Origin of the sequence: uncultured Marinococcus sp. (assembly GCF_947493875.1) — a bacterium.
In the GTDB taxonomy this organism is placed as follows: Bacteria; Bacillota; Bacilli; order Bacillales; family Marinococcaceae; genus Marinococcus.
This window is the reverse complement of record NZ_CANLSU010000004.1, coordinates 378,840-398,680: the sequence shown is the minus strand read 5'-3', so window position 1 is coordinate 398,680 and position 19,841 is coordinate 378,840. Positions and strand designations below refer to the sequence as shown.

Sequence of the window (19,841 nt, the reverse complement as noted above, 5' to 3'; positions counted from 1 at the left end):
CTGTTTTTATGGAGCCAATAAAGCAATGACTTCAATTTCCACTTTTACATCCTTAGGAAGACGGGCCACTTCGACACATGAACGGGCCGGCTGATGCTCCTGAAAGTAAGACCCATACACTTCATTAATAACCGGAAACTCATCCATATCTTTAATGAATACTGTTGCCTTAATAACGTGATTCAGCGAGGAACCGGCTTCAGCGAGCACTGCCTGCAGGTTTTGAAAAACCTGATGGGTCTGCTCTTCAACGCCGCCGCTGACAATTTCGCCCGCCGTGGTCAAAGGGATCTGGCCGGAGCTATAAAATACATTATTTACCTTTATACCCTGTGAATATGGGCCAATGGCCTCTGGAGCCTGATTAGTATATACTTCCTTCATCTTGATCTCTCCTTTTCCAGCTTTGTTAGAAAATTGCCGGGAACTACACGGATATTTTTCGTCTTTTCGTTTACCTCTTCCACTCTTGCAATGCTTACATAATCATCCACCAGCCGCTCTCCGGCGCCTTCAGCTTCTACGAGCACTCCAATACCCGCTACGTTTGCCCGGAACTCCTGCAGCAGCTCTATCATACCGCTCACCGTACCGCCTGCTTTCATGAAATCGTCCACTACAAGGACGTTGGATCCTTCCGGCAGGCTCCTCCGCGCCAAGGACATCGTCTGAATACGTCTCGATGAACCCGATACGTAATTGATGCTCACCGTCGATCCTTCTGTAACCCGGTGGTCTCTCCGCACAATGCTTACAGGTACGTCAAGGTATGTACCAATTGCGTGTCCAAGCGGAATGCCCTTCATAGCCACGGTGACAATCGCATCAATCTGCCGGTCCGCAAAAACAGAAGCAAACATTTTTCCCACTTCGTTCATCGTGCGCGGACGCCCAAGGATATCCATCATATATAAATATCCTCCAGGCAGCAGCCGTTCTTTGTTTTCGAGCTTTTCACACAGCTCTTCGACAAACAATTCTGCAGTGCTTTTTTCCACTTTCGGTACATATCGCACGCCGCCGCTAGCGCCTGCCACCGTACGCAGTGCACCAACGCCCTGTGTTTCAAAAATTTCTTTAATGATAGTCAAATCTTCACTTACCGAGGATTTGGCGGAATCATACCTCTCCGTAAAATAACCAAGAGAGATAAGTTCATGTGGATGCTGCAGCAAAAAATTGGTCATATCAACCAATCGGCCGCTTCTTTTCAATTTTTTCATGCTTACCTCCGTAAAATCCGAATATTTAGCAAGAATATACCATTTTCATACGGATTTTATCAAGCGTTTCGGTTGTTCAACAGACGAACCGCGTACACTTGGGAGCAGAAACCACGCAACGCATTATACACACGGCTTACTTTACTTTCCTTATCCACCAGCCCGAAAACGGTAGGACCGCTGCCGCTCATCAGCGCAGCATCCACACCGGAATCGAGCATGCGGGCTTTAATCTGGCCCACCTCGGGGTACAGAGGCAGAGTTACTTCTTCAAGGGTATTGGATAAAGAGCGGCACAATTGTTCATAATTGTTACTCCGAATCGCCTCGACCATCGCAGGTGTCATCTCCCGGCGTTTTTTCGACGCATCAATTCTGCGGTAAATCTCCCCGGTGGAAACGCCTGTAGGAGGTTTAGCTAAAATTACCCAGCAGGACGGAGGCGGGTCAATGTGTTCAATTTGCTCCCCCCGGCCAGTGGCGATCGCCGTTCCGCCGTGGACACAAAAAGAGACATCTGAGCCTATCAGCGCCCCGATTTCCGCCAGTTCATCCATGTCCTCACCGATTTCCCACAGCTCATTCACTCCCCGCAGCGTAGCTGCGGCATCACTGCTGCCACCGGCAAGCCCGGCAGCGACAGGGATATTTTTATGTATGAAGATCGATACGCCGTATGCAATCCGGTATTTATCCTTTAACAGCTTTGCAGCCTGGTAAGCCAGGTTTCTATGGTCTTCCGGAAGAAAGCCTTCTGACATTTGCACGACAATTTTTCCATCTTTTCTTCGCTCAAACTCCAGACGATCAGCCAAATCCACCTGGGCCATCACCATTTTCACTTCATGATAGCCATCTGCCCGTTTACCTAAAACGTCGAGCGTCAGATTTATTTTCGCCGGAGCCTTTTTTGATAACTTCACCATCATTCTCCTTCTCTCATCTTCCTCCACGTTTACCGCACTTTCAACCTTCTAACATTTTAGTTGAAAAACAGCAGCATGTACAGCAGGAAAAGCTTCCCTCTCCTGCCGCAGGTGCGCGCAGATTCGGAAACCAGGCTTTCGCGCGCGTTTCGTCGTCCTTTTTTCAACATGATTTTAAACACGAAAAAAGCTTCCTGCTTAGCGCAGAAAGCCTGTATGCTGTCCGGGGACTGCATTCGTATGTGTTAGTTAAGCCTGAAGCTCTTCTTCTTCCGTTAGATACAGTTTGACTGTCTGGGTGAGTACATCTGTATAGCTGTAAGAAAGACGTTCGACAGGATGCTGGGCTCTGTCCAGTTTGACAATAAAGACGGAAGGATATGTTTCTTCTAAATACCCGGAACGTTCGACGGTTTTCTTGCGTCCGCCATTAGCAATTACCGTAACTCGTTTACCTACTTTTAGATCCAACGCTTCTTTAATCTCCACCAATGTTTTTCCCATTGTCTAACCCACCTCACTAAAAACCATGTTAACATAACCCGGGTTAGTTGTCAAAAATTTTTTATTATAACAATTCTTTAATTTGAATGTCAATTACTAAATCTTCTTTTTCGGAATGTCTTAAAATTCTTGATAAAAAGGAGCAAGTTCGTTGGCTAATAGAGCGAATTCCTCCATAGAAAGCGTTTCCCCGCGTCTCGCAGGATCGATGCCGGTCTGCCAAAACGCATGCAGCAGTCTTTCTTTACCCTCCGGCCCAGCGAGCTGGTGAAGCAAATTGTTCCACAGGGTTTTTCTGCGTTGGACAAACGACGCCCGCACCAGACGGAAGAAGAATTCCTCGTTCACTGTGTGCACCGGCGGAGCGGAACGTTTTCTCAAACGTAGAATCAGCGAATCGACTCGCGGCTGCGGAATAAAAACGGTTTTAGGAACGGTCATCACCTTCTCTGTTTCCGCAAAGTATTGCACCGCTATGGATAAGGACCCGTAGGCTTTTGTGCCAGGCACGGCCGCCATTCGCTCTGCCACTTCTTTTTGCAGCATAATCACAATGTTTTTAATCGGCAGCCTCTGTTCAAGCACTGCCATCAGGATGGGAGTTGTAACGTAATACGGAAGATTTCCTACGACGGATATGCTTCGGCATTCACTCATCTGTTCACGAATAAAAGCCCCAAGCTCCACCTGCAGAATGTCGCGGTGGTGTACCCGGACATGCGGATAAGGGGCCATCGTTTCTTCAAGAATCGGAAGCAGGCGCTGGTCGATTTCGAATGCTTCCACCTGCCCCGCCTGTTTTGCGAGATGCTCTGTGAGCGCTCCGATGCCGGGTCCTACCTCTATGACACCGTCCTCCGGCCCTATGCCCGCTGCTTCTGCAATGCGCGTTAAAATGTTTGCATCGATTAAGAAATTTTGTCCCAGGCTTTTTTTAAACGCAAATCCGTGTCTTTCCAATATATCCTTTGTCCGCCCCGGGGTTGCTATATCCTTCACGCCTTCTCCTCCTCTTCCAATAATTGTTCATATGCCGCAGCGAATTCAGCCTGACTGATCTGAAACATTTCCAGTCTTTTCAAAAACTGCTTTCCATTAGCATAGCCAATGTTCAGTATTTCCCCAAGACGGGCACGTTTATCTCTTGAGCCGCTTCCGGCGAACAGGCCGAGCTCCAAAAGGTCCTGCCTTGTTACTGCTGCTGTCACTTCCGGATGCTCTTTTTCGCTGCGCACGTGCCTTAAAGCTTCCCGGATCGTTTCTGCAGAAGCATGCTCTACGCCCAGACTCTGGCCCGGGCTTCCGTAAGCTTTTCCCTTTGTTAAAAAAGCGTGCTTGCACCCAGGCACACGCCGGCTGACAATCCGGCGGATTCTCTCGCCCGGCACGTCCGGGTCAGTCAGAATGATAACTCCTCTTCGCTCCCTGGCCAGTTCAATCCGGCGGAGCGCTTCCTCACTTACTGCCGACCCGTTTGTTTCAATAGTGTCTGCCTCCACCGCGTTGCGGACGGCTGCAGTATCAGACTTGCCCTCCACTACGATACATTCATAAATACGCACGGTTACCTTCCTTCTAAGCCAATTTAGTCTTTTGCTATGATACAGCCCGCTTTTCCATTCTTCATGGAAAGAGCGGGCCTGTTCATCGTCTACAGACGAAAAAGCTGTTTAGCATTTTTTGTCGTCTGTTCAGCCAATTCCTCATACGGAATTTCTTTCAGTTCTGCGATTTTTTCAGCCACCAGCTTTACGTACGCCGGCTCGTTTCGCTTGCCCCGGTAAGGGTGCGGCGCCAAAAATGGACAGTCGGTTTCCACCAGCAGCCGGTCCATCGGGATTTCCCTGCTTACTTCCTTAGGAAGCTTTGCGTTTTTGAACGTTACCGGGCCGCCAAAGGAAATATAAAAATTCATATCCATGCAGCGCTTCGCCGTCTCGGCAGTTCCGCCAAAGCAGTGCATAATACCACCGACTTCTCCCGCATTTTCTTCCTCGAGCAGGTCGACAATATCATCATGGGCCTCGCGGTCATGAATAATGATTGGCATATTTACTTTCTTTGCCAGGTGTATCTGCCGGCGGAAGACATCTTTTTGTACATCCTTTGGAGACTTGTCCCAGTGATAATCAAGTCCCATTTCTCCGAGGGCAACCACGCGGGGATGGCCGGCGAGTTCCTGAAGCCAGTCCAGGTCCTCATCAGTCATGTCGACAGCGTCAACCGGATGCCAGCCAACTGCTGCATAAATAAAATCATACGTTTCCGCCAATTCTATCGCTTTAGGAATCGTCTCCCGGTCAAAGCCGACGACCGTCATGTATTCGACTCCGGCTTCTTTGGCCCGTCCGATCGTTTCTGCAACTTCTCCTTCAAATTGTTCTACGTTCAAATGAACATGTGTATCAAAAAGCATTACATTCTCGTCCCTTCTTTAATTCACGACCGATCCGTTCGGAAGAGCCTGATCAATAGTAGCAAGCGTAAGTTCCTTTCCTTTAGAAGCTGCCAGAATCATTCCTTCCGACCATTCTCCCCGCAGCTTCACCGCTTTCAGATTGGTCACACAGATCACCTTCCGGCCTTTTAGATCCTCCGGTGTATAATGCTCTGCGATGCCTGAAACGACCTGACGCTTCTCATCCCCCACGTCCAACTGGATTTTAAGAAGTTTATTAGCCTTTTTGACTGGTTCTGCGTCAATGATTTCCGCTACCTTCAGTTCCACCTTCCCAAAATCATCAATCGTGATTTCACCGTTTTCTTCCGTTTCCTCTTCCTCTTCTGCTTCCGCTTTTACCGTACCGCCCATTGATTCAATAATATACTTCACTTCCTCCTCCTGCTGAAGACGAGGAAAGACGGGTACAGCCTTTCCGGCTACTTGGGTACCTGCTTTTATATGGGCGAAGGATTTTGTCGTCTCCCAGCCTGTAATTTCTTTATCTATCCCAAGCTGCGACCAGATGCTCTTCGGCGTTTCTGTCATAAACGGCTGAATCAGTATGCTGATCACCCGCAGAGATTCTGCCAGGTGGTAGAGCACGGAGCCGAGCACTTCCCGCTCGCTTTCATCTCTTGCCAGAATCCACGGCTGCGTTTCATCAATATATTTGTTTGTCCGGCTGATGAGCTGCCAGATGGCTGTCAGAGCCACCGAAAACTCCATTTCTTCAACCGCATTTTCTACCTTTGTGACGGTCGCCTCCATTAGTTCAAGCAGCGAAGCATCATACTGGGTCGCATTCTTTACATAGGCCGGGACGGAGCCGTCAAAATATTTGTTAATCATCGCCACAGTACGATTCAAAAGATTGCCCAGATCATTTGCGAGATCATAGTTCAGCCGGTCCACAAATCCTTCCGGCGTGAATACCCCGTCAGAGCCAAACGGAACTTCCCGGAGCAGATAGTAGCGGACAGCATCCAAACCGTACCGGTCGACAAGCGGAATCGGATCAACAACGTTGCCTTTGGACTTCGACATTTTTCCGTCCTTCATTAACAGCCATCCGTGGCCGAACACCTTCTTTGGAAGCGGCAGATCGAGGGCCATCAGCATAATCGGCCAGTAAATAGTATGGAAACGCACGATTTCCTTGCCAACAATATGCACATCTGCCGGCCAGTATTTTTGGTATTCTTCGTCGTGCTCTGTCGTATAGCCGAGCGAAGTAATGTAGTTGCTAAGTGCGTCAATCCATACATATACCACGTGCTCCGGGTCGCTTTTGACAGGGATGCCCCATTCAAAGGTAGTTCTTGAAATAGACAAGTCCCCGAGACCCGGTTTGATAAAGTTATTAATCATTTCGTTTTTACGGGATTCCGGCTGGATAAATTCCGGGTTATCTTTATAAAACTGGAGCAGGCGGTCCGCATACTTGCTCATTTTGAAAAAATACGATTTTTCCCGTACCTTCTCCACCGGGTGACCGCTTTCCGGACTGATGCCGGCGGTGACATTGCCTGCTCCGTCGTATTGTTTATCCTCGAGCTGGGTTTCTGTATAAAAGGTCTCGTCCGGCACCGAATACCAGCCTTCGTATTCACTCAGATAGATGTCCCCGTTTTCTTTCAGCTTTTCAAAAATAATCTGTACAGCATCGCGGTGGCGGTCTTCGGTTGTACGGATGAAATCATCGTAGGTAATATTTAATTTGTCCCACAGATGCTTGATGTTCTGCGCGGCGTCATCGACGAACTGCTGCGGGCTTACCCCGTTCTCCTCCGCCTTTCTTTCAATTTTCTGCCCGTGTTCATCTGTTCCGGTCAAGTACTTTACATCGTAGCCTCTCAGGCGCTTGTAACGGGCAAGAGCGTCTCCGGCCACTGTCGTATACGCATGTCCTATATGAAGCTTTCCACTCGGATAATAAATTGGTGTCGTTAAATAAAACGTGTTCTTTTCTTCTGGCATGTTTATGTCCTCCTTCAAAGTGTGTAAGGTCTCTTCCAATATAAAAAAAGCCTCCGTCCGCCAAGGGACGAAAGCTACGCTCACGTGGTACCACCCAAATTTCCGTTATTTTTACAAACAACGGCTTATTTCCAGGCGCATCCGGCCCCCGGAAGTTCAGCGTTAACGCCGCCGACGGCCCGTCTTTACTCTTACAGCTCACACGGACGCCCTCCCGGACCATATTCTCTAGTTCCGCCGCACCGGTTTTCAGCATTCCCGGTTCTCTGTGCCGGCTTCTGTAGATACTCATCCATTCGTCGGGCCAATATTTTCTACACTAATATACTATGTGTTTTTTTCCTTTTCGTCAAAAATATCTTCATTCGACAATTCGACAAAATCAGTTTTTACCTAAGTAAATATTTTCCTATTATAAATTTTTATGGTTTTTGTACATAATTGGATTGGTTAAGACTTTATTTTTTAAAAATTAATATAAAAATAGACATATAAAATGATTTATTTGCGTATGTGTGATTGAAATTTTTGTTAAATTTCACAGAAACCATGATTCAAATTCGTTGACGGTATTAGAAAACATTGGTATTGTTAGCTTACAGATAGAAAATGTCGAATTTTGACGAATAAAGCTAAATCTAAGGAGGACCTACCAATGAAATCAACAGGTATCGTACGTAAGGTTGACGAATTAGGGCGCGTAGTTATTCCAATTGAACTCCGCCGCACACTTGAAATCCAGGAGAAAGACGCTCTTGAAATTTATGTGGATCATGACCGCATTGTATTGAAAAAATACAAACCAAACATGACCTGCCAGGTAACCGGAGAAGTGTCGGATGATAACTTATCCCTTGCTGACGGTAAAATTATTCTTTCCCCTGAAGGTGCTGAAGCAATTATTAAAGACCTTCAGGATTATGTGCAAAACCATAAATCGAACGCTTAAGTTCACGAAAAAGCCTTTCCTTTTGGGGGAAGGCTTTTTTTTATGATTTATTTAACCCGTGGTAAGCTGCGTATACTTCCTGCTTTTTAACATTTCGGCGCTGGGCAGTTTTTTTAATCGCTTCCTTGCTTGAAGCACCCGCTTCCACGTATTTCCGGACCTCCTCCTCCATCGGCCCATGGTCCTCTTCTTCGGATTCATCCGACACAGGCTTCTCTACAATTAATACGCACTCCCCTTTAATGTCTCTGTCTTCAAAAGCAGCAGCTGCTTCAAGCAGGGTGCCACGGACAAACTCTTCATATTTCTTCGTTAATTCTCTAGCTACGACAGCCGGCACGTCCCCCCATTCTTCATATAGAAAGTGGATGGTCCCAAGCAGACGGTACGGCGATTCATACAAAACGATTGGTACGCCTGACGGAAGCTGGTGCAAAACCGTGCGTATGTCTTTTTTCTTTCGCGGGAGAAACCCATGAAAATAAAAGCCGCCGCCCCCGAGCCCGGATGCCGTCAGAGCTGGCAGAAGAGCACTTGCACCCGGAAGCGGCACTACCGGTATTCCGTGCGCAATGCATTTCTGCACAAGTTCATCCCCCGGATCCGATACCAGCGGCGTGCCGGCATCACTTACCATCGCCACCTGTCTTCCCTCTGTGAGCCACTGCAGAATTTTCTCCTGCTTTTGGCGCTTGTTATGCTCATGGTAGCTCTCCAAAGGCGTATCTATCTGATAGTGCTGAGTAAGCTTTTTTGTCTGTCTCGTATCCTCGGCCAAAATATATTCCGCTTCCTGAAGTATACGGACCGACCGAAAGGTAATATCCTCTAAATTCCCAATCGGTGTTGGCACTAAATAGAGCATGCCGGTATTTTCAGTAGCTTGAAAGCTGAACTGCTGGGTCATCGTGTGCCTCCTTCATTAACCGTTGTTTGTGACTGCGGGGCAGCTGCTTAATGCGGTATTCCTCCCGCATCGCCTCTGCTTTTGTAGGGAAGTCCTGAAAATAAACGAGCCTCACAGGCCCCCTCCCCTTCGTATACTTCGCCCCCCGGCCTGCATTGTGGGCTTCGAGCCGCTTTCGCAGATTGTTTGTATAGCCGGTGTACAGGCTCCCGTCCCGGCATTGCAGTATATAGACAGCATGCTTACCTTGTTCCATAGTGCGCCTGAAACTCCTCTGTATACTGACCGTCCGCGTTATATACAATAATCGCGGGAAGACATTCCAAACCGGGCCTGCCGGCCTTTATTCCCTCCACCATCACGATATTTGCCGCCCGTTCTGCCTTTGGATGAACAAACTGTATCCGCTTCGGCTCGATCCCGTATTTCTGGTAATAACTAAGCAGCTCTGCAAGCCTTTCCGGACGAAGAACCATAGCCACCTTTCCCTTCTGCTTGGCTAAAAATGCGGCGCCCCGGACAAATTCCTCCAGGCTTCCGTGCTCCTCGTGGCGCGCGTTTGCCAGCTTTTCATGCTTATTTTTCATTGCCAGCCGGCTGGTATCAAAATAAGGAGGGTTGCACGTCACCAGCGACCACTGATCACCGTGATACCTCGAACGAACCGTCCGTACGTCTGCCTGCTGAACGGTAACCTGCCCGTCCACTTCATTCATGGCCATCGTCCGTACCGCCATATCACACAGCTCCGGCTGTCTTTCTATACCTGTCACAGGAACACGGCTCCGCTCTGTTAATAACAGAGGGATGATCCCGTTGCCGGTGCCAAGGTCGATAATCTTCCCAACAGTTTTCGGCACAGAGCAAAAATACGCAAGCAGCACCGAGTCAATGGAAAACGCAAAAGCATTTTCATGTTGAATAATAGGCTTTTTAGAAGGGGTATGGTCGACTCTCTCTCCTTCTTGTAATACCTCTTTCACTGCCTACGCCCCCTGATTTTATATTGATTCACAGTTTTTTTCATATATCCACCTTCTGCTGATTGGCCTGCTGAAAAGCTGCATACCGTCCCTGCTGTCGAAGAAGCTCACTGTGCGTTCCCTGTTCTGCAATTTCTCCATTGTCCATTACATAGATGATATCTGCTTTTTCAATAGTATTTAAACGGTGAGCTACTACAAAGGAAGTACGCCCTTTCATTAAACGCCCCAGCGCCTCCTGTATTCTCATTTCTGTTACTGTATCCACGCTTGAAGTTGCTTCATCAAGAATCAGAATTTTTGGGTCGGACAAAACTGCCTTAGCGATAGAAAGCAGCTGCCGCTGCCCATGACTGAAGCCGCTTCCTTCCTTTCCAAGCATCGTCTGGTACCCTTCCGGCAGCCGTTCGATAAATGCATGGGCATTGGCTGCCTTCGCCGCTTCTATCACTTCTTCATCCGAAGCATCCAGATTACCATAGCGTATGTTTTCCATTACAGTTTTTTCAAACAGAAAATCATCCTGCAGAACTACGCTCATCTGCTGCCGAAGGTGCTTAATATTCCATTCGGAAAGAGGGGTGTGATCCACGTAGACCTCGCCGGCTTCCGCCGTATAAAAGCCGATGATTAAATTCATAACGGTGGTTTTTCCCGAACCGGTGGGTCCTATAAAAGCAGCTGTTTCGCCGGCATTTACATGAAAATCAATGCCGCGAAGCACCTTTTCATTTTCATAGCCAAACGATACATCCTGAAACTCCACTTCCCCCGAAACAGTGTGTGCTGTTCCTTCTTTCTCCCGGTGGTCCTCTGCTTTTTCGTCCAGAAAGGAAAAAATTCTCTCTGCCCCGGCAAGCGCCGCGAAAAGAGCATTAAACTGGTTCGCCAGGTCACTCAGCGGCCGGGTAAACTGACGGGAATATTCCACAAAAATCACGATTGTCCCAATGGTAACCGCACCGACACCATAATATGCCAAAATGCCTCCGGCTCCTGCAGTGACCGCGAAATTAATGTTGTTTAAAAAATTCATCCATTTCGGGATAAAGCCAGAATATGTCTGAGCCCAAAATCCGGCATGACGGAGGGTGTCGCTTTCCTGTTCAAAGTTTTTCATGACACGCGGCTCTTTAGAAAACACCTTCACGATCGACTGTCCGGAAATCGTTTCTTCGGCATACCCGTTCACTGCCCCAACCGCCTGCTGCTGCTTTTGAAACAACAGTCTTGTGCGCCTCGTAATCCAGCGCAGACCAAAAAACATGACCGGCAGAAACAAAAGCGTAAAAAAGGTGAGAAGCGGGCTGATCACCAGCATGATAACGAGAATTCCGGTAAACGTTAACAGGCTGGTCATGATCTGTACGACTGACGTGTTTAAAGTAGTTGATATGTTATCCATATCGTTCGTCATTCTGCTCATAATGGATCCATGCTGCCGTTTGTCAAAAAACGAAAGCGGCAGTGTCTGCAGATGGGAAAAAAGGTGGTAACGAAGCTTAAAAACGGCCTGCTGGGCAAGAGAAATCATCATGTACGTCTGGATGGTGCTCATGACACCCCACCCAACGTATACAGCAAACAACAGCAAAAGTATCGTTCCAAGCCCTTCGAGCTGCTGCGGCACTAAATACTGGTCCACAATATGGCCGAGAAGCAGCGGTCCCGAGAGCATAAAGGCAGCAGTAAAAAGAACGCAGACAAAAACAGCTGTCAGCCGCCATTTCTGAACGGCCAGGTAAGACCAGAGCCGGGCTGTGGTGCGTTTCCAGTTCTGTATCCGCTCGGCGTCCGGGCGGCCGTCTGCCTGTGAGGGGTCAATGTCCGGGTGTTTATATTGAAACGGCGAGGTAATCCAACGCTTTTTCATGTCGCCGCCTCCTTCCCGTACTGTGATTGATACAGCTGCCTGTAGAATGCAGACTCATTATACAGCTCTTCATGAGTGCCGAACCCGATGACTTCCCCGTGCTCGAGAAGCAGCATTTTATCCGCCTTTAGCGCCGTGGAAAGCTTTTGAGTCACTAAAATAGAGGTGCATGGGTACGCTTCAAGGGCCTCCAGGAATTCAGCCTCCGTTTCCGCATCCAGCGCACTGGTGCTGTCATCCAGGAGCAGCAGCCCCGGGTTCCGCAGCAGCGCCCGGGCAATAGTCACCCGCTGCTTCTGGCCACCCGAGAGGTTTACACCATTCTGGCCGATCATCGTCTGCTCCTGCTCGGGGAGAGCCCGGATCGTTTCCTCAAGCTGAGACGCTTTCACCGCCTTGCTTATTTCCTCAGCTCCGGCTTCCTCAAGCCCCCACTGAATATTTTCCCGGATCGTCCCTGAAAATAATTTCGCCTCCTGGGGTACATAGCCAATCTGCGTTCTTAACGAAGCAATGTCGAGGTCCCTGATGTCCGAATTATCAATAAAAAGACGGCCACTGACCGGTTCGTATAAACGAAGCATTAACTGGAACAAAGAGGATTTACCGGCCCCGGTCGCCCCGAGAACCGCCATCTGCTCGCCGTGTTTCACGTGGAACGTCACATTATTCAGAGCCGGAACCCGGCTGTCACTATAAGCAAAAGTCACATTCTCAAATTCAACATTTATACTTCCTTCTTCTTTTACTTCCTCCTGCCCGGAATTTTCTTTTTCGGTGCCTTCGAGCACCTCTTCAATCCGCGAGGCGGAAGTTCTGGCCCGTGCAAGCAGCGTAATCAGCATACCGACAACCCCAAGCGCGCCAGTCATTCTTGTAGCATAGTTAACTACCGCTACCACCTCACCTACCTGGGCCTCGTTGTTCTGCACGGCAGATCCCCCAATCCAAAGCATGAGCACAATCGCTGCATTCATTAAAAACAGCAGGATGGGCGAAGTAAGAGCTGTATAACGAAAAGCTTTAAGAGCGCTAGCCTGTAAAGCTTCATTCTGTACAAAAAAACGTTTAATTTCATGCTGCTCACGGCCAAAAACCCGTACAAGCCTTAGCCCGCCAAGGTTTTCCTTCATTACTCTGTTTACCGCATCAATACGTTTTTGCAGGCTGCCGAAATAAGTCATTCCTTTTGTCATCAGCCATGCAAGTATAAGCAATAAAAAAGGAATGAAGATTACAAGTATGAGCGCCATTCGGACATTTACCACAAAAGCCATGACAATCGCGCCAATTAGTAAAAGCGGCGAACGCAGCATAAACCGAAGCAGCATCACAATCATGTTTTGTACCTGGGTAATATCGTTAGTGAGCCTGGTGAGCAGCGAGGACTGCGGGAAATCCTGCAGATTCTCCAGACTCGACTCCTGAATACGCTTATACATTTCATTGCGCAGATCAAAGCCGGTGCTGTGCCCGACATGATCAGCGAAAAAACAGTTCAAAATCCCGACACCGAAGCTGAGCAGGGCCAGGCCCGCCATCGCAAGCCCAAGGCCCACCACCAGACCGATATCATTGTTTGCCAGGCCGTCATCGATCAGCCTTGCAAGAAGAAGCGGCTGGAATAGTTCCACTGATAATTCAATTAAAATCAGAAAAAAAGACAACACTGCTGCTGCTTTATACGGACGCGCGTAGCGTAAAATAGTTTTCATCAAAAGACTCCTTGCACATTTCTGCCCGCGTAAAGAATTATTTATATTTTAGCACATGCCTGCAGCCTATTTCTTCTCGATCCGGCATAAAAACCGGCCTTCTCATACGAAAAGGCCGGCTGGCAGCTACACGATGTCGAGCGGTTGTTTTGTCTGCGGCTTCGGAAAAGCCTGATCAAGCATTTCGATTTCTTCATTTGTCAGTGTCACACTCGCCGCTTCGGCATTCTCCCGCACATGCTCCGGATTGGACGTTTTCGGAATGCTTAACACCATTCCTGAATGAATGGTCCAGGCGAGCGCAATCTGCAGCGGAGTCATACTCCGTCGTTCAGCGATTCTCTGCAGGGTACGGCTTTCTATAAGCGTACGCCCTCCTCCCTGGTCCAGTGGGCAGTATGCCATTACCGGCATCCGCTGCTCCTTCATCCACGGCATCAGATCAAACTCAATTCCCCGTGAAGCCAGATGATATAGCACCTGATTGCAGACGGCATTATCTCCGTGCTCAAGCGAGAGCAGCTCTTTCATCTCCCGGGTATCCAGGTTGGAAACGCCCCATCGCTTGATTTTTCCATCTGCTTTTAATTTTTCCATCCCCTTCACCGTTTCTTCGAAAGGAATACTTCCGCGCCAATGGAGTAAATACAAATCCAGCTGTTCTACGCCGAGACGGCTGAGCGACCCTTCACATGCTTTTTCAAGTTTTTCGCCGCCTGCGTTATTGGGAAGAACCTTAGAAACAAGAAAGGCTTCCTCTCTTCTTCCTTTCAATGCCTCTCCGGCGAGTTCCTCTGCCTTACCACCGCCGTACATTTCAGCTGTATCAATAACTGTCATTCCATAATCAAGTCCCGTACGTAATGCTTCTATTTCCTGCTCCCTCAGCCCGGCATTGTCTCCCATATGCCATGTACCCTGGCCAAGCGACGGAAGCTCCGTGCCGTCCCGAAGGGTTATTGTGCGAGCCTGAACGTTTTCCTTGATGCTTTTTGAAGTATCGCCCATTGATGATCCAGTCCTTTCGCGTTGCTTTTATTGTAATACCGGCCATTTCGGTAAAAGACCGTTCAAGCCTTTCTTCACACGGAAAGCCTTCTTTTCATTTTTATCGTTTTTAACGGCGTTTCCATAAACATTTCTGTGAAGCGCTCCGTTTCCCGGAAGCCCTGCTTCCTGTAAAAAGCTTCAGCCCGGGTATTCCCCTCTTCCACATACACTGTCATCGTCTTCTTTTCGGCAGAAATGCGTCCCATTCCGGCGTCGAACAGTTTTTGTCCCCAGCCGGACCGCTGATACCCAGGGAGTACGTAAAGAGCTGCCAGCTCTGCCTCCTCCTGCTGGAGTACGTTAATATAGCCTATCAGAACGCTTTCGGTAACTGCAGCTAAAAATATGGATTCTCCACGCTTAACATCAAACATTTTTTTAGAATACGCAGCGTCAATGAACGCCTCTCTCGTCCGGGCCGGTATTAAATTCTTATACGTATGCTCCCAGGTGAGCTCAGCCACCCGTCGCACCGCTTCGTAGTCCTCCTCTTGTACCAGCCTGATCATCTGCATGCCCTCCTCGCTGAAAAAGCTCGCTGTGTGTCCTGAAGATATAAACGAAACCGCTTGTCTTTACAGACAGGCGGTTCCAGATGGATTTTTTTATTTTTGATTTAAAAAGGAGAGGCAGAATAAGCAGTCCCCATCCGTCCGCAGGCTGCCGTAATGCATATTACAAATGTGGAAGCCTTCATGGTACAGGCGGGCAAGATTGTCATAGCCCTCCCCCATGCTGCTCGTCTGAATGCGGCTCGGCCCAGGCTGAGAAGCGCCTCCGGCTAATTCCTTTTCCTGTATTCCCTCACCGCTGTCTTCCACCCGCTGACGCAGATGCTGATTTTCAAGTACGAGTGCCTGGTTCTCTTCAATCAGCATCGCCAGCTGTTCTTTGAGCTCTCCCAGTTCATCATGGAGCCTTCCGATCCGCTCTTCCATATGAATCACCTGGGAGAAGATTTCTTTTTTATCCACTCGCACTCCCACCTTCTCCGTCCGTTTAACTGTTATCCTGCGATGAAGCCTTCATCAAGCAGCTCGTCCAGCGAAAATTCCAATACTCTCTCTTCTTCTGCGTAGTTCACCTGTACGAGACGTTCTAAAATATTGATACCGGCCACTTTTCCTTTGCCTTCCGGGGTATTAATATGCTCGCCAACGTCCGGCATTTCACGCTTGGCTGTTTCATAATGATCATTTTCATATTTCAAACAGCACATAAGCCTGCCGCACAGGCCGGAAATCTTTGCCGGATTTAAGGAAAGATTCTGATCCTTTGCCATTTTAATGGAAACCGGCTCAAAATCCCCGAGAAACGTCGAACAGCAAAGCATTCTTCCACACGGACCAATCCCGCCGAGCATTTTGGCTTCATCCCGGACACCAATCTGCCGGAGTTCAATCCTCGTACGAAACTGGGAAGCTAAATCCTTCACCAATTGGCGGAAATCCACCCGGCCTTCTGCCGTGAAATAAAACAAAATCTTATTCCGGTCAAAGGTATATTCCACGTTCACCAGATTCATATCCAACTGATGTGTCGAAATTTTTTCACAGCCGAGATCGTAGGCTTCCTGCTCAAGCTGTTTGTTTTCTTTTACAGCGGCATGATCATCCTCATCGGCAAGCCTCATCACCTTTTTAAGCGGCAATACGACATCATCGCCGCTGACCTGCTTATTTTCAAGCACTACTTTTCCGTACTCAATTCCTCTGGCCGTTTCTACTATGACCCAGTTTTCTACCTGCGCGTCATGGCCGTTTGGGGAAAAGTAATAAATCTTTCCCGCCTTTTTAAACCGGACGCCTACTACATCATGCAATGTCATGATCCCTCCTGTAACTGGATCAGCAGCTGTTCCATCAGAAGCTGCGCATTCGCGTTGGCCCGGAGCCGGCGCTTTGCTTCTAAAATTGCCTGCAGTCGGGCAACGACCTCCATTTCTGAAAAACGAAGGGCTACTCGTTCCAACGTCGCTTTTTGATCGAAGTATGTGATGTCATCCGAACCGTATGTGATCGACAGAAGGTCGCGATACCAAAAAAGCAGCATATCTAAGCCGATGTCCAGTTCTTCTCTATCTGAAAAATGTCCAAGCCATTTATCCTGTAGTGTCAATAATGCACTGTGAAGGCGCTGATGCACCTCTTCTGTTAATTGTATCACTAGATTTCGACCCTGTACAATCCACTCAGCCAGTGCTGCCTCGCTTTCACGCTCCGGCACATGAGGAAGCTTTGCAAGCAGGCCGGCTGCAATTTCCCCTGTGCCCTCCCTTTCCTGGAACAGACGGCGGCGCCGTTCAATGGAAGGGGGAGAGAACGAAATCTTTTGGGCACGGGACTGAATAGTGTCCAGGAGGAAATGCGCATTCTCTGTTAATAAAATGGCCAGTGTCGGGCTTTCCGGTTCTTCGAGAAACTTCAGCAGACTGTTGGCCGCACTGGCCGTCATACGGTCAGCGTCTTCAATAATATAAATTTTTAAACGGGCTTCCATTCCTTTGTAGGTAAATTCTTTTTGAAGCATTTCCACCTGTGCTTTTTTGATTGAAGCGCCTTCCGGCTGTAAAAACATTACTTCCGAATGGTTGCCGTGCGTAATTCTGCGGCATTCCCGGCAGTCCCCGCACGGCGCCGGACCGATTTTTTCTATGCAAAAAAAGCGCTGTGCCATTAGAAGCGCTGTTTCACGCTTGCCGGCACCCGCTTTTCCCTCAAATATATAAGCATGGGCCACGCGGTCTTTATTCATGCTTCTTTCCAACAGCGACATGACTGTAGGCTGTTCTTCCTGCATGGCTTCCCAACTCATGTTAATCTCTCCGTCTTTAATATTTTTCAAACTCTTCCACGTTTAATTGAAAAACGGTCGCCCCGCCGACCTGCACTTCCACAGGGTAGGGAACGTAGGAATCTGCATTTCCGCCCATAGGCGAAACAGGAGCGACGAGCTGTTCCCGGGTTTTGCAGTTTTCCTGGATGACTTTTTTGACTTCATCCACCTGCTCGTCTTCGACACCGATTAAAAACGTAGTGCTTCCGGCTTTCAAAAATCCTCCCGTACTCGCGAGCCTGGTTGCCTGAAAATTTGCTTCCACCAGCGCATTAGACAATCGGTTACTATCTTTATCCTGCACCACAGCCACTAGCAGCTTCATGCTCCGTACCTCCTATTTCATCCAAATCCACATTATTTATTACTTTTATTTTACTGTATATGCAGCAAAAAGTGAAGCACGCCAACGAAACAGCCATTTTTTGAATAATGATTCCAATCCTTAAGCCTAAGACTTTTTGATCAATATTTAGGAATAAACACACTGGAATTGATGCCAACAGCAAAATATGGAATACTTCAAGTAACAGTTTCCTATTTATGGCATTACCGAACCATCAGATTAAAGAAGAAAGGAAGTTGGACTCATGCGCTTTCCCCGCTGGCTGCTCCGGGCCGTTCTTATTACTGCCGTTTTATTAATAAGTTCTACAGCTATCGGTTATTCCAAGGCAGAAGACCCTTACCGGTCCTTTGACGGAATGGGAAGCAGCGTGTCTGTCGCTCCTTCTGATGATAAATTAGCGTTCACATATATCACGAACGGCCAGGAAAAAATATATACCTCAACTGCTGATGGCAAAAATCCTGAGCCGCTTACTGATCTGAATCAGCCGCAATTCTCTCCTTCCTTCCATCCGCAGTCGCCGGAGAGCATTCTATTTTTATCGGAGCAAAATGATTCGGTTCGCTCTCTTTATACAGCAGAGACAAAAAGCAGCCAGCATGAACGTTTAACTGGCAGTGAACTCCACGTGCGCGATGCTGCCTACTCCCCGGATGGCCAGCTCATTTACTTTTTAGGCATGCCTGCGGACGCCTGGAAATCTGCCGACCGGAGTACAGAGGCAGGATTTAGCATCTACTCCATGCCTGCCGGCGGAGGCGCTTACAAAAAAATCACTCGTGAAAGCAAGTATTTAATGGGAAACATCTCTCCGGACGCTACGGGCAATATACTTCTGTATACTTACACGGAAGGCCCCGATGATGAAATGCACGTGGGAATGAAGACGCTGAATAGCAAAGTATATGAGGAGCATATCGAATTCGCGAACAACCTCCCCGGGGGGCTTTACAATCCGACAGCCTCACCGTCAGAAAGCCGCTATGCCTATACAACTAACGTTGCTTCGAGCCAGGAGCAAAACTACCAGTACGATTTATTTTTATATGACCTAAAAGAAATGCAGGCCAAAAGATTAACCAGCCATGAAAACAATGTTGCTTCTCCTTCTTTTTTTCATCAGTCAGATGATATTGCCTACATGCACCAGAAAAACTGGCCGGAGGAGCCTGCGGAGTATGAACTGCGTATTGTGAACAGCGCATCCGGGGCCGATGAAGTGGTTCCCGTTAATATGGATCAAGCCGGAGATTCGCTACTCTCTGCCGGGCTCGGGGCAGCCCAAAAAGCAGTCAACGTATATGTGATTGGTTTTTTCTACACTTTGTTTGGCGGCTGGTTTATTATTGCTGCGTATAAAAAATACCGCCCGTTTCTGGTCGGGGCGGTAAGCACTACTGTTGCCCTGGGGCTATGGGGCTTCTGCCATTTTGGAGAGGCGTCCTACCCATGGATCGCTGCCATCTGCTCCGGACTTGTCGCGCCGCTCTTTATATGTACGGGGATTTTATTTCTATTCGCTGGCATCCAATCCTACCGGCTTTATATTCGCGAATATAAAGCTTCCTCCCAGTAAAAAAAGCAGCAGGGATCCGCTCCCCTGACTGCTTTTTTCTATGCTTGTTTACGGTTTTTCCATTTAGCGTACAGGTCGACCACCGTGTCACCGATGTCACGTATTTGGGCCACCTGTTCATTTTCCTTCGTACGCTTTTGATTCTCATGAAGCGTTTCTGTAGCCACTGCACGTGTCGCTATATGATATTTTCCTACGGCTTCTTTGGAACCCTTCAGCGTATTTGTAAGCTCCTGGATCGCCTCCATGTCCCGGTTGACGGAATCGTTAATAACCTCCAGGCGCTGGGTCAATGTTTCCGACTCATTAATCAAGCCGTCTGTTTTCTTTTGAATCCGCTCCATTGTTTCATTGATGGTTTTCATCTGGGAGGATGCTGCTTTAACAGCCTGAACAACACCGATAACTAACCAGATAAGCGCCAACACAATGATAGCGATACTTACGTATAAAATAGCAATCATCTGTCCGGCTCCTTCCTTCTTTGCGATATTTTCCTAATTGCCTTTTCCCTTTTTTATTTTATTGTAT

The 19,841-nt window shown here is 48.2% G+C and carries 23 protein-coding genes; 2 read left to right on the top strand and 21 right to left on the bottom strand.

All coding sequences use genetic code 11. The annotated features are described in order from the left end of the window. Nucleotides 1-6 precede the first annotated feature (6 nt). From Q0757_RS10290 to metG, 9 genes are all read right to left on the bottom strand, one after another. Nucleotides 7-384, bottom strand: coding sequence for a RidA family protein (locus Q0757_RS10290; protein WP_298786941.1), 378 nt, complete (start codon nucleotides 382-384; stop codon nucleotides 7-9). Further along, nucleotides 381-1,223: a pur operon repressor gene (gene purR, locus Q0757_RS10285; RefSeq protein WP_298786939.1), complete on the bottom strand. Its 843-nt coding sequence runs from the start codon at nucleotides 1,221-1,223 to the stop codon at nucleotides 381-383. The genes Q0757_RS10290 and purR overlap by 4 nt, the downstream gene beginning before the upstream one ends. A 59-nt stretch (nucleotides 1,224-1,282) precedes the next feature. Further along, nucleotides 1,283-2,146 carry a 4-(cytidine 5'-diphospho)-2-C-methyl-D-erythritol kinase gene (gene ispE / locus Q0757_RS10280; RefSeq protein WP_298786937.1) on the bottom strand — a complete coding sequence of 288 codons (864 nt, stop codon included), beginning with the start codon at nucleotides 2,144-2,146 and terminating at the stop codon, nucleotides 1,283-1,285. A 59-nt stretch (nucleotides 2,147-2,205) separates the two neighbouring features. After that, the gene (locus tag Q0757_RS10275) at nucleotides 2,206-2,385 is read right to left on the bottom strand and encodes a hypothetical protein (protein ID WP_298786935.1); all 180 of its coding nucleotides are present in this window, start codon (nucleotides 2,383-2,385) and stop codon (nucleotides 2,206-2,208) included. A 13-nt stretch (nucleotides 2,386-2,398) separates the two neighbouring features. Continuing rightward, nucleotides 2,399-2,653, bottom strand: a complete 255-nt coding sequence (locus Q0757_RS10270) for a Veg family protein (RefSeq protein ID WP_022792872.1) — start codon at nucleotides 2,651-2,653, stop codon at nucleotides 2,399-2,401. A gap of 120 nt (nucleotides 2,654-2,773) precedes the next feature. Beyond that, nucleotides 2,774-3,652, bottom strand: a complete 879-nt coding sequence (gene rsmA / locus Q0757_RS10265; RefSeq protein WP_298786931.1) for a 16S rRNA (adenine(1518)-N(6)/adenine(1519)-N(6))-dimethyltransferase RsmA — start codon at nucleotides 3,650-3,652, stop codon at nucleotides 2,774-2,776. Next, a complete protein-coding gene (gene rnmV / locus Q0757_RS10260; RefSeq protein WP_298786930.1) occupies nucleotides 3,649-4,215 on the bottom strand; it encodes a ribonuclease M5 in 567 nt (188 codons plus the stop codon). The genes rsmA and rnmV overlap by 4 nt, the downstream gene beginning before the upstream one ends. Before the next feature lie 89 nt (nucleotides 4,216-4,304). Then, complete coding sequence (locus Q0757_RS10255) at nucleotides 4,305-5,069, bottom strand: TatD family hydrolase (protein WP_298786928.1); 765 nt, start codon at nucleotides 5,067-5,069, stop codon at nucleotides 4,305-4,307. Nucleotides 5,070-5,087: 18 nt separating this feature from the next. Continuing rightward, a complete protein-coding gene (gene metG, locus Q0757_RS10250; protein WP_298786926.1) occupies nucleotides 5,088-7,073 on the bottom strand; it encodes a methionine--tRNA ligase in 1,986 nt (661 codons plus the stop codon). Nucleotides 7,074-7,728: 655 nt separating this feature from the next. On the opposite strand from metG, the gene Q0757_RS10245 reads away from it, so the two are divergent. Continuing rightward, on the top strand, nucleotides 7,729-8,022 hold the full coding sequence (locus tag Q0757_RS10245; protein ID WP_022792877.1) for an AbrB/MazE/SpoVT family DNA-binding domain-containing protein: 294 nt from the start codon (nucleotides 7,729-7,731) through the stop codon (nucleotides 8,020-8,022). Between the two features lie 40 nt (nucleotides 8,023-8,062). Here Q0757_RS10245 and rsmI read toward each other — a convergent pair whose 3' ends face one another. The 11 genes from rsmI to Q0757_RS10190 form a co-directional block, all read right to left on the bottom strand. Continuing rightward, nucleotides 8,063-8,929, bottom strand: coding sequence for a 16S rRNA (cytidine(1402)-2'-O)-methyltransferase (gene rsmI / locus Q0757_RS10240; protein WP_298786924.1), 867 nt, complete (start codon nucleotides 8,927-8,929; stop codon nucleotides 8,063-8,065). After that, nucleotides 8,898-9,185: a GIY-YIG nuclease family protein gene (locus tag Q0757_RS10235; protein ID WP_298786922.1), complete on the bottom strand. Its 288-nt coding sequence runs from the start codon at nucleotides 9,183-9,185 to the stop codon at nucleotides 8,898-8,900. Before Q0757_RS10235 ends, rsmI begins: the two co-directional genes overlap by 32 nt. After that, complete coding sequence (locus tag Q0757_RS10230) at nucleotides 9,172-9,912, bottom strand: tRNA1(Val) (adenine(37)-N6)-methyltransferase (RefSeq protein ID WP_298786920.1); 741 nt, start codon at nucleotides 9,910-9,912, stop codon at nucleotides 9,172-9,174. The genes Q0757_RS10235 and Q0757_RS10230 overlap by 14 nt, the downstream gene beginning before the upstream one ends. Before the next feature lie 40 nt (nucleotides 9,913-9,952). Next, nucleotides 9,953-11,785, bottom strand: a complete 1,833-nt coding sequence (locus Q0757_RS10225) for an ABC transporter ATP-binding protein (RefSeq protein ID WP_298786918.1) — start codon at nucleotides 11,783-11,785, stop codon at nucleotides 9,953-9,955. Then, nucleotides 11,782-13,500, bottom strand: a complete 1,719-nt coding sequence (locus Q0757_RS10220) for an ABC transporter ATP-binding protein (protein ID WP_298786916.1) — start codon at nucleotides 13,498-13,500, stop codon at nucleotides 11,782-11,784. The genes Q0757_RS10225 and Q0757_RS10220 overlap by 4 nt, the downstream gene beginning before the upstream one ends. 126 nt (nucleotides 13,501-13,626) lie before the next feature. After that, a complete protein-coding gene (locus Q0757_RS10215) occupies nucleotides 13,627-14,508 on the bottom strand; it encodes an aldo/keto reductase (RefSeq protein ID WP_298786914.1) in 882 nt (293 codons plus the stop codon). 74 nt (nucleotides 14,509-14,582) lie between these two features. Further along, on the bottom strand, nucleotides 14,583-15,059 hold the full coding sequence (locus Q0757_RS10210) for an N-acetyltransferase (RefSeq protein WP_298786913.1): 477 nt from the start codon (nucleotides 15,057-15,059) through the stop codon (nucleotides 14,583-14,585). 96 nt (nucleotides 15,060-15,155) lie between these two features. Further along, nucleotides 15,156-15,524 carry a DNA replication initiation control protein YabA gene (gene yabA / locus Q0757_RS10205; RefSeq protein ID WP_298786911.1) on the bottom strand — a complete coding sequence of 123 codons (369 nt, stop codon included), beginning with the start codon at nucleotides 15,522-15,524 and terminating at the stop codon, nucleotides 15,156-15,158. Between the two features lie 32 nt (nucleotides 15,525-15,556). Next, the gene (locus tag Q0757_RS10200; RefSeq protein ID WP_298786910.1) at nucleotides 15,557-16,372 is read right to left on the bottom strand and encodes a stage 0 sporulation family protein; all 816 of its coding nucleotides are present in this window, start codon (nucleotides 16,370-16,372) and stop codon (nucleotides 15,557-15,559) included. Nucleotides 16,373-16,374: 2 nt separating this feature from the next. After that, nucleotides 16,375-17,364 carry a DNA polymerase III subunit delta' gene (gene holB / locus Q0757_RS10195; protein ID WP_298786908.1) on the bottom strand — a complete coding sequence of 330 codons (990 nt, stop codon included), beginning with the start codon at nucleotides 17,362-17,364 and terminating at the stop codon, nucleotides 16,375-16,377. A 16-nt stretch (nucleotides 17,365-17,380) separates the two neighbouring features. Continuing rightward, entirely contained in the window at nucleotides 17,381-17,710 is a 330-nt protein-coding gene (locus Q0757_RS10190; RefSeq protein WP_091615072.1) for a cyclic-di-AMP receptor, read from the bottom strand. 265 nt (nucleotides 17,711-17,975) lie between these two features. Here Q0757_RS10190 and Q0757_RS10185 point away from each other — a divergent pair, with 265 nt between their 5' ends. Beyond that, on the top strand, nucleotides 17,976-19,310 hold the full coding sequence (locus tag Q0757_RS10185) for a hypothetical protein (RefSeq protein WP_298786903.1): 1,335 nt from the start codon (nucleotides 17,976-17,978) through the stop codon (nucleotides 19,308-19,310). A 38-nt stretch (nucleotides 19,311-19,348) separates the two neighbouring features. On the opposite strand, the gene Q0757_RS10180 is transcribed toward Q0757_RS10185, so the two are convergent. Beyond that, nucleotides 19,349-19,774, bottom strand: a complete 426-nt coding sequence (locus Q0757_RS10180) for a DUF948 domain-containing protein (protein ID WP_091615078.1) — start codon at nucleotides 19,772-19,774, stop codon at nucleotides 19,349-19,351. Between the last annotated feature and the right edge of the window lie 67 nt (nucleotides 19,775-19,841).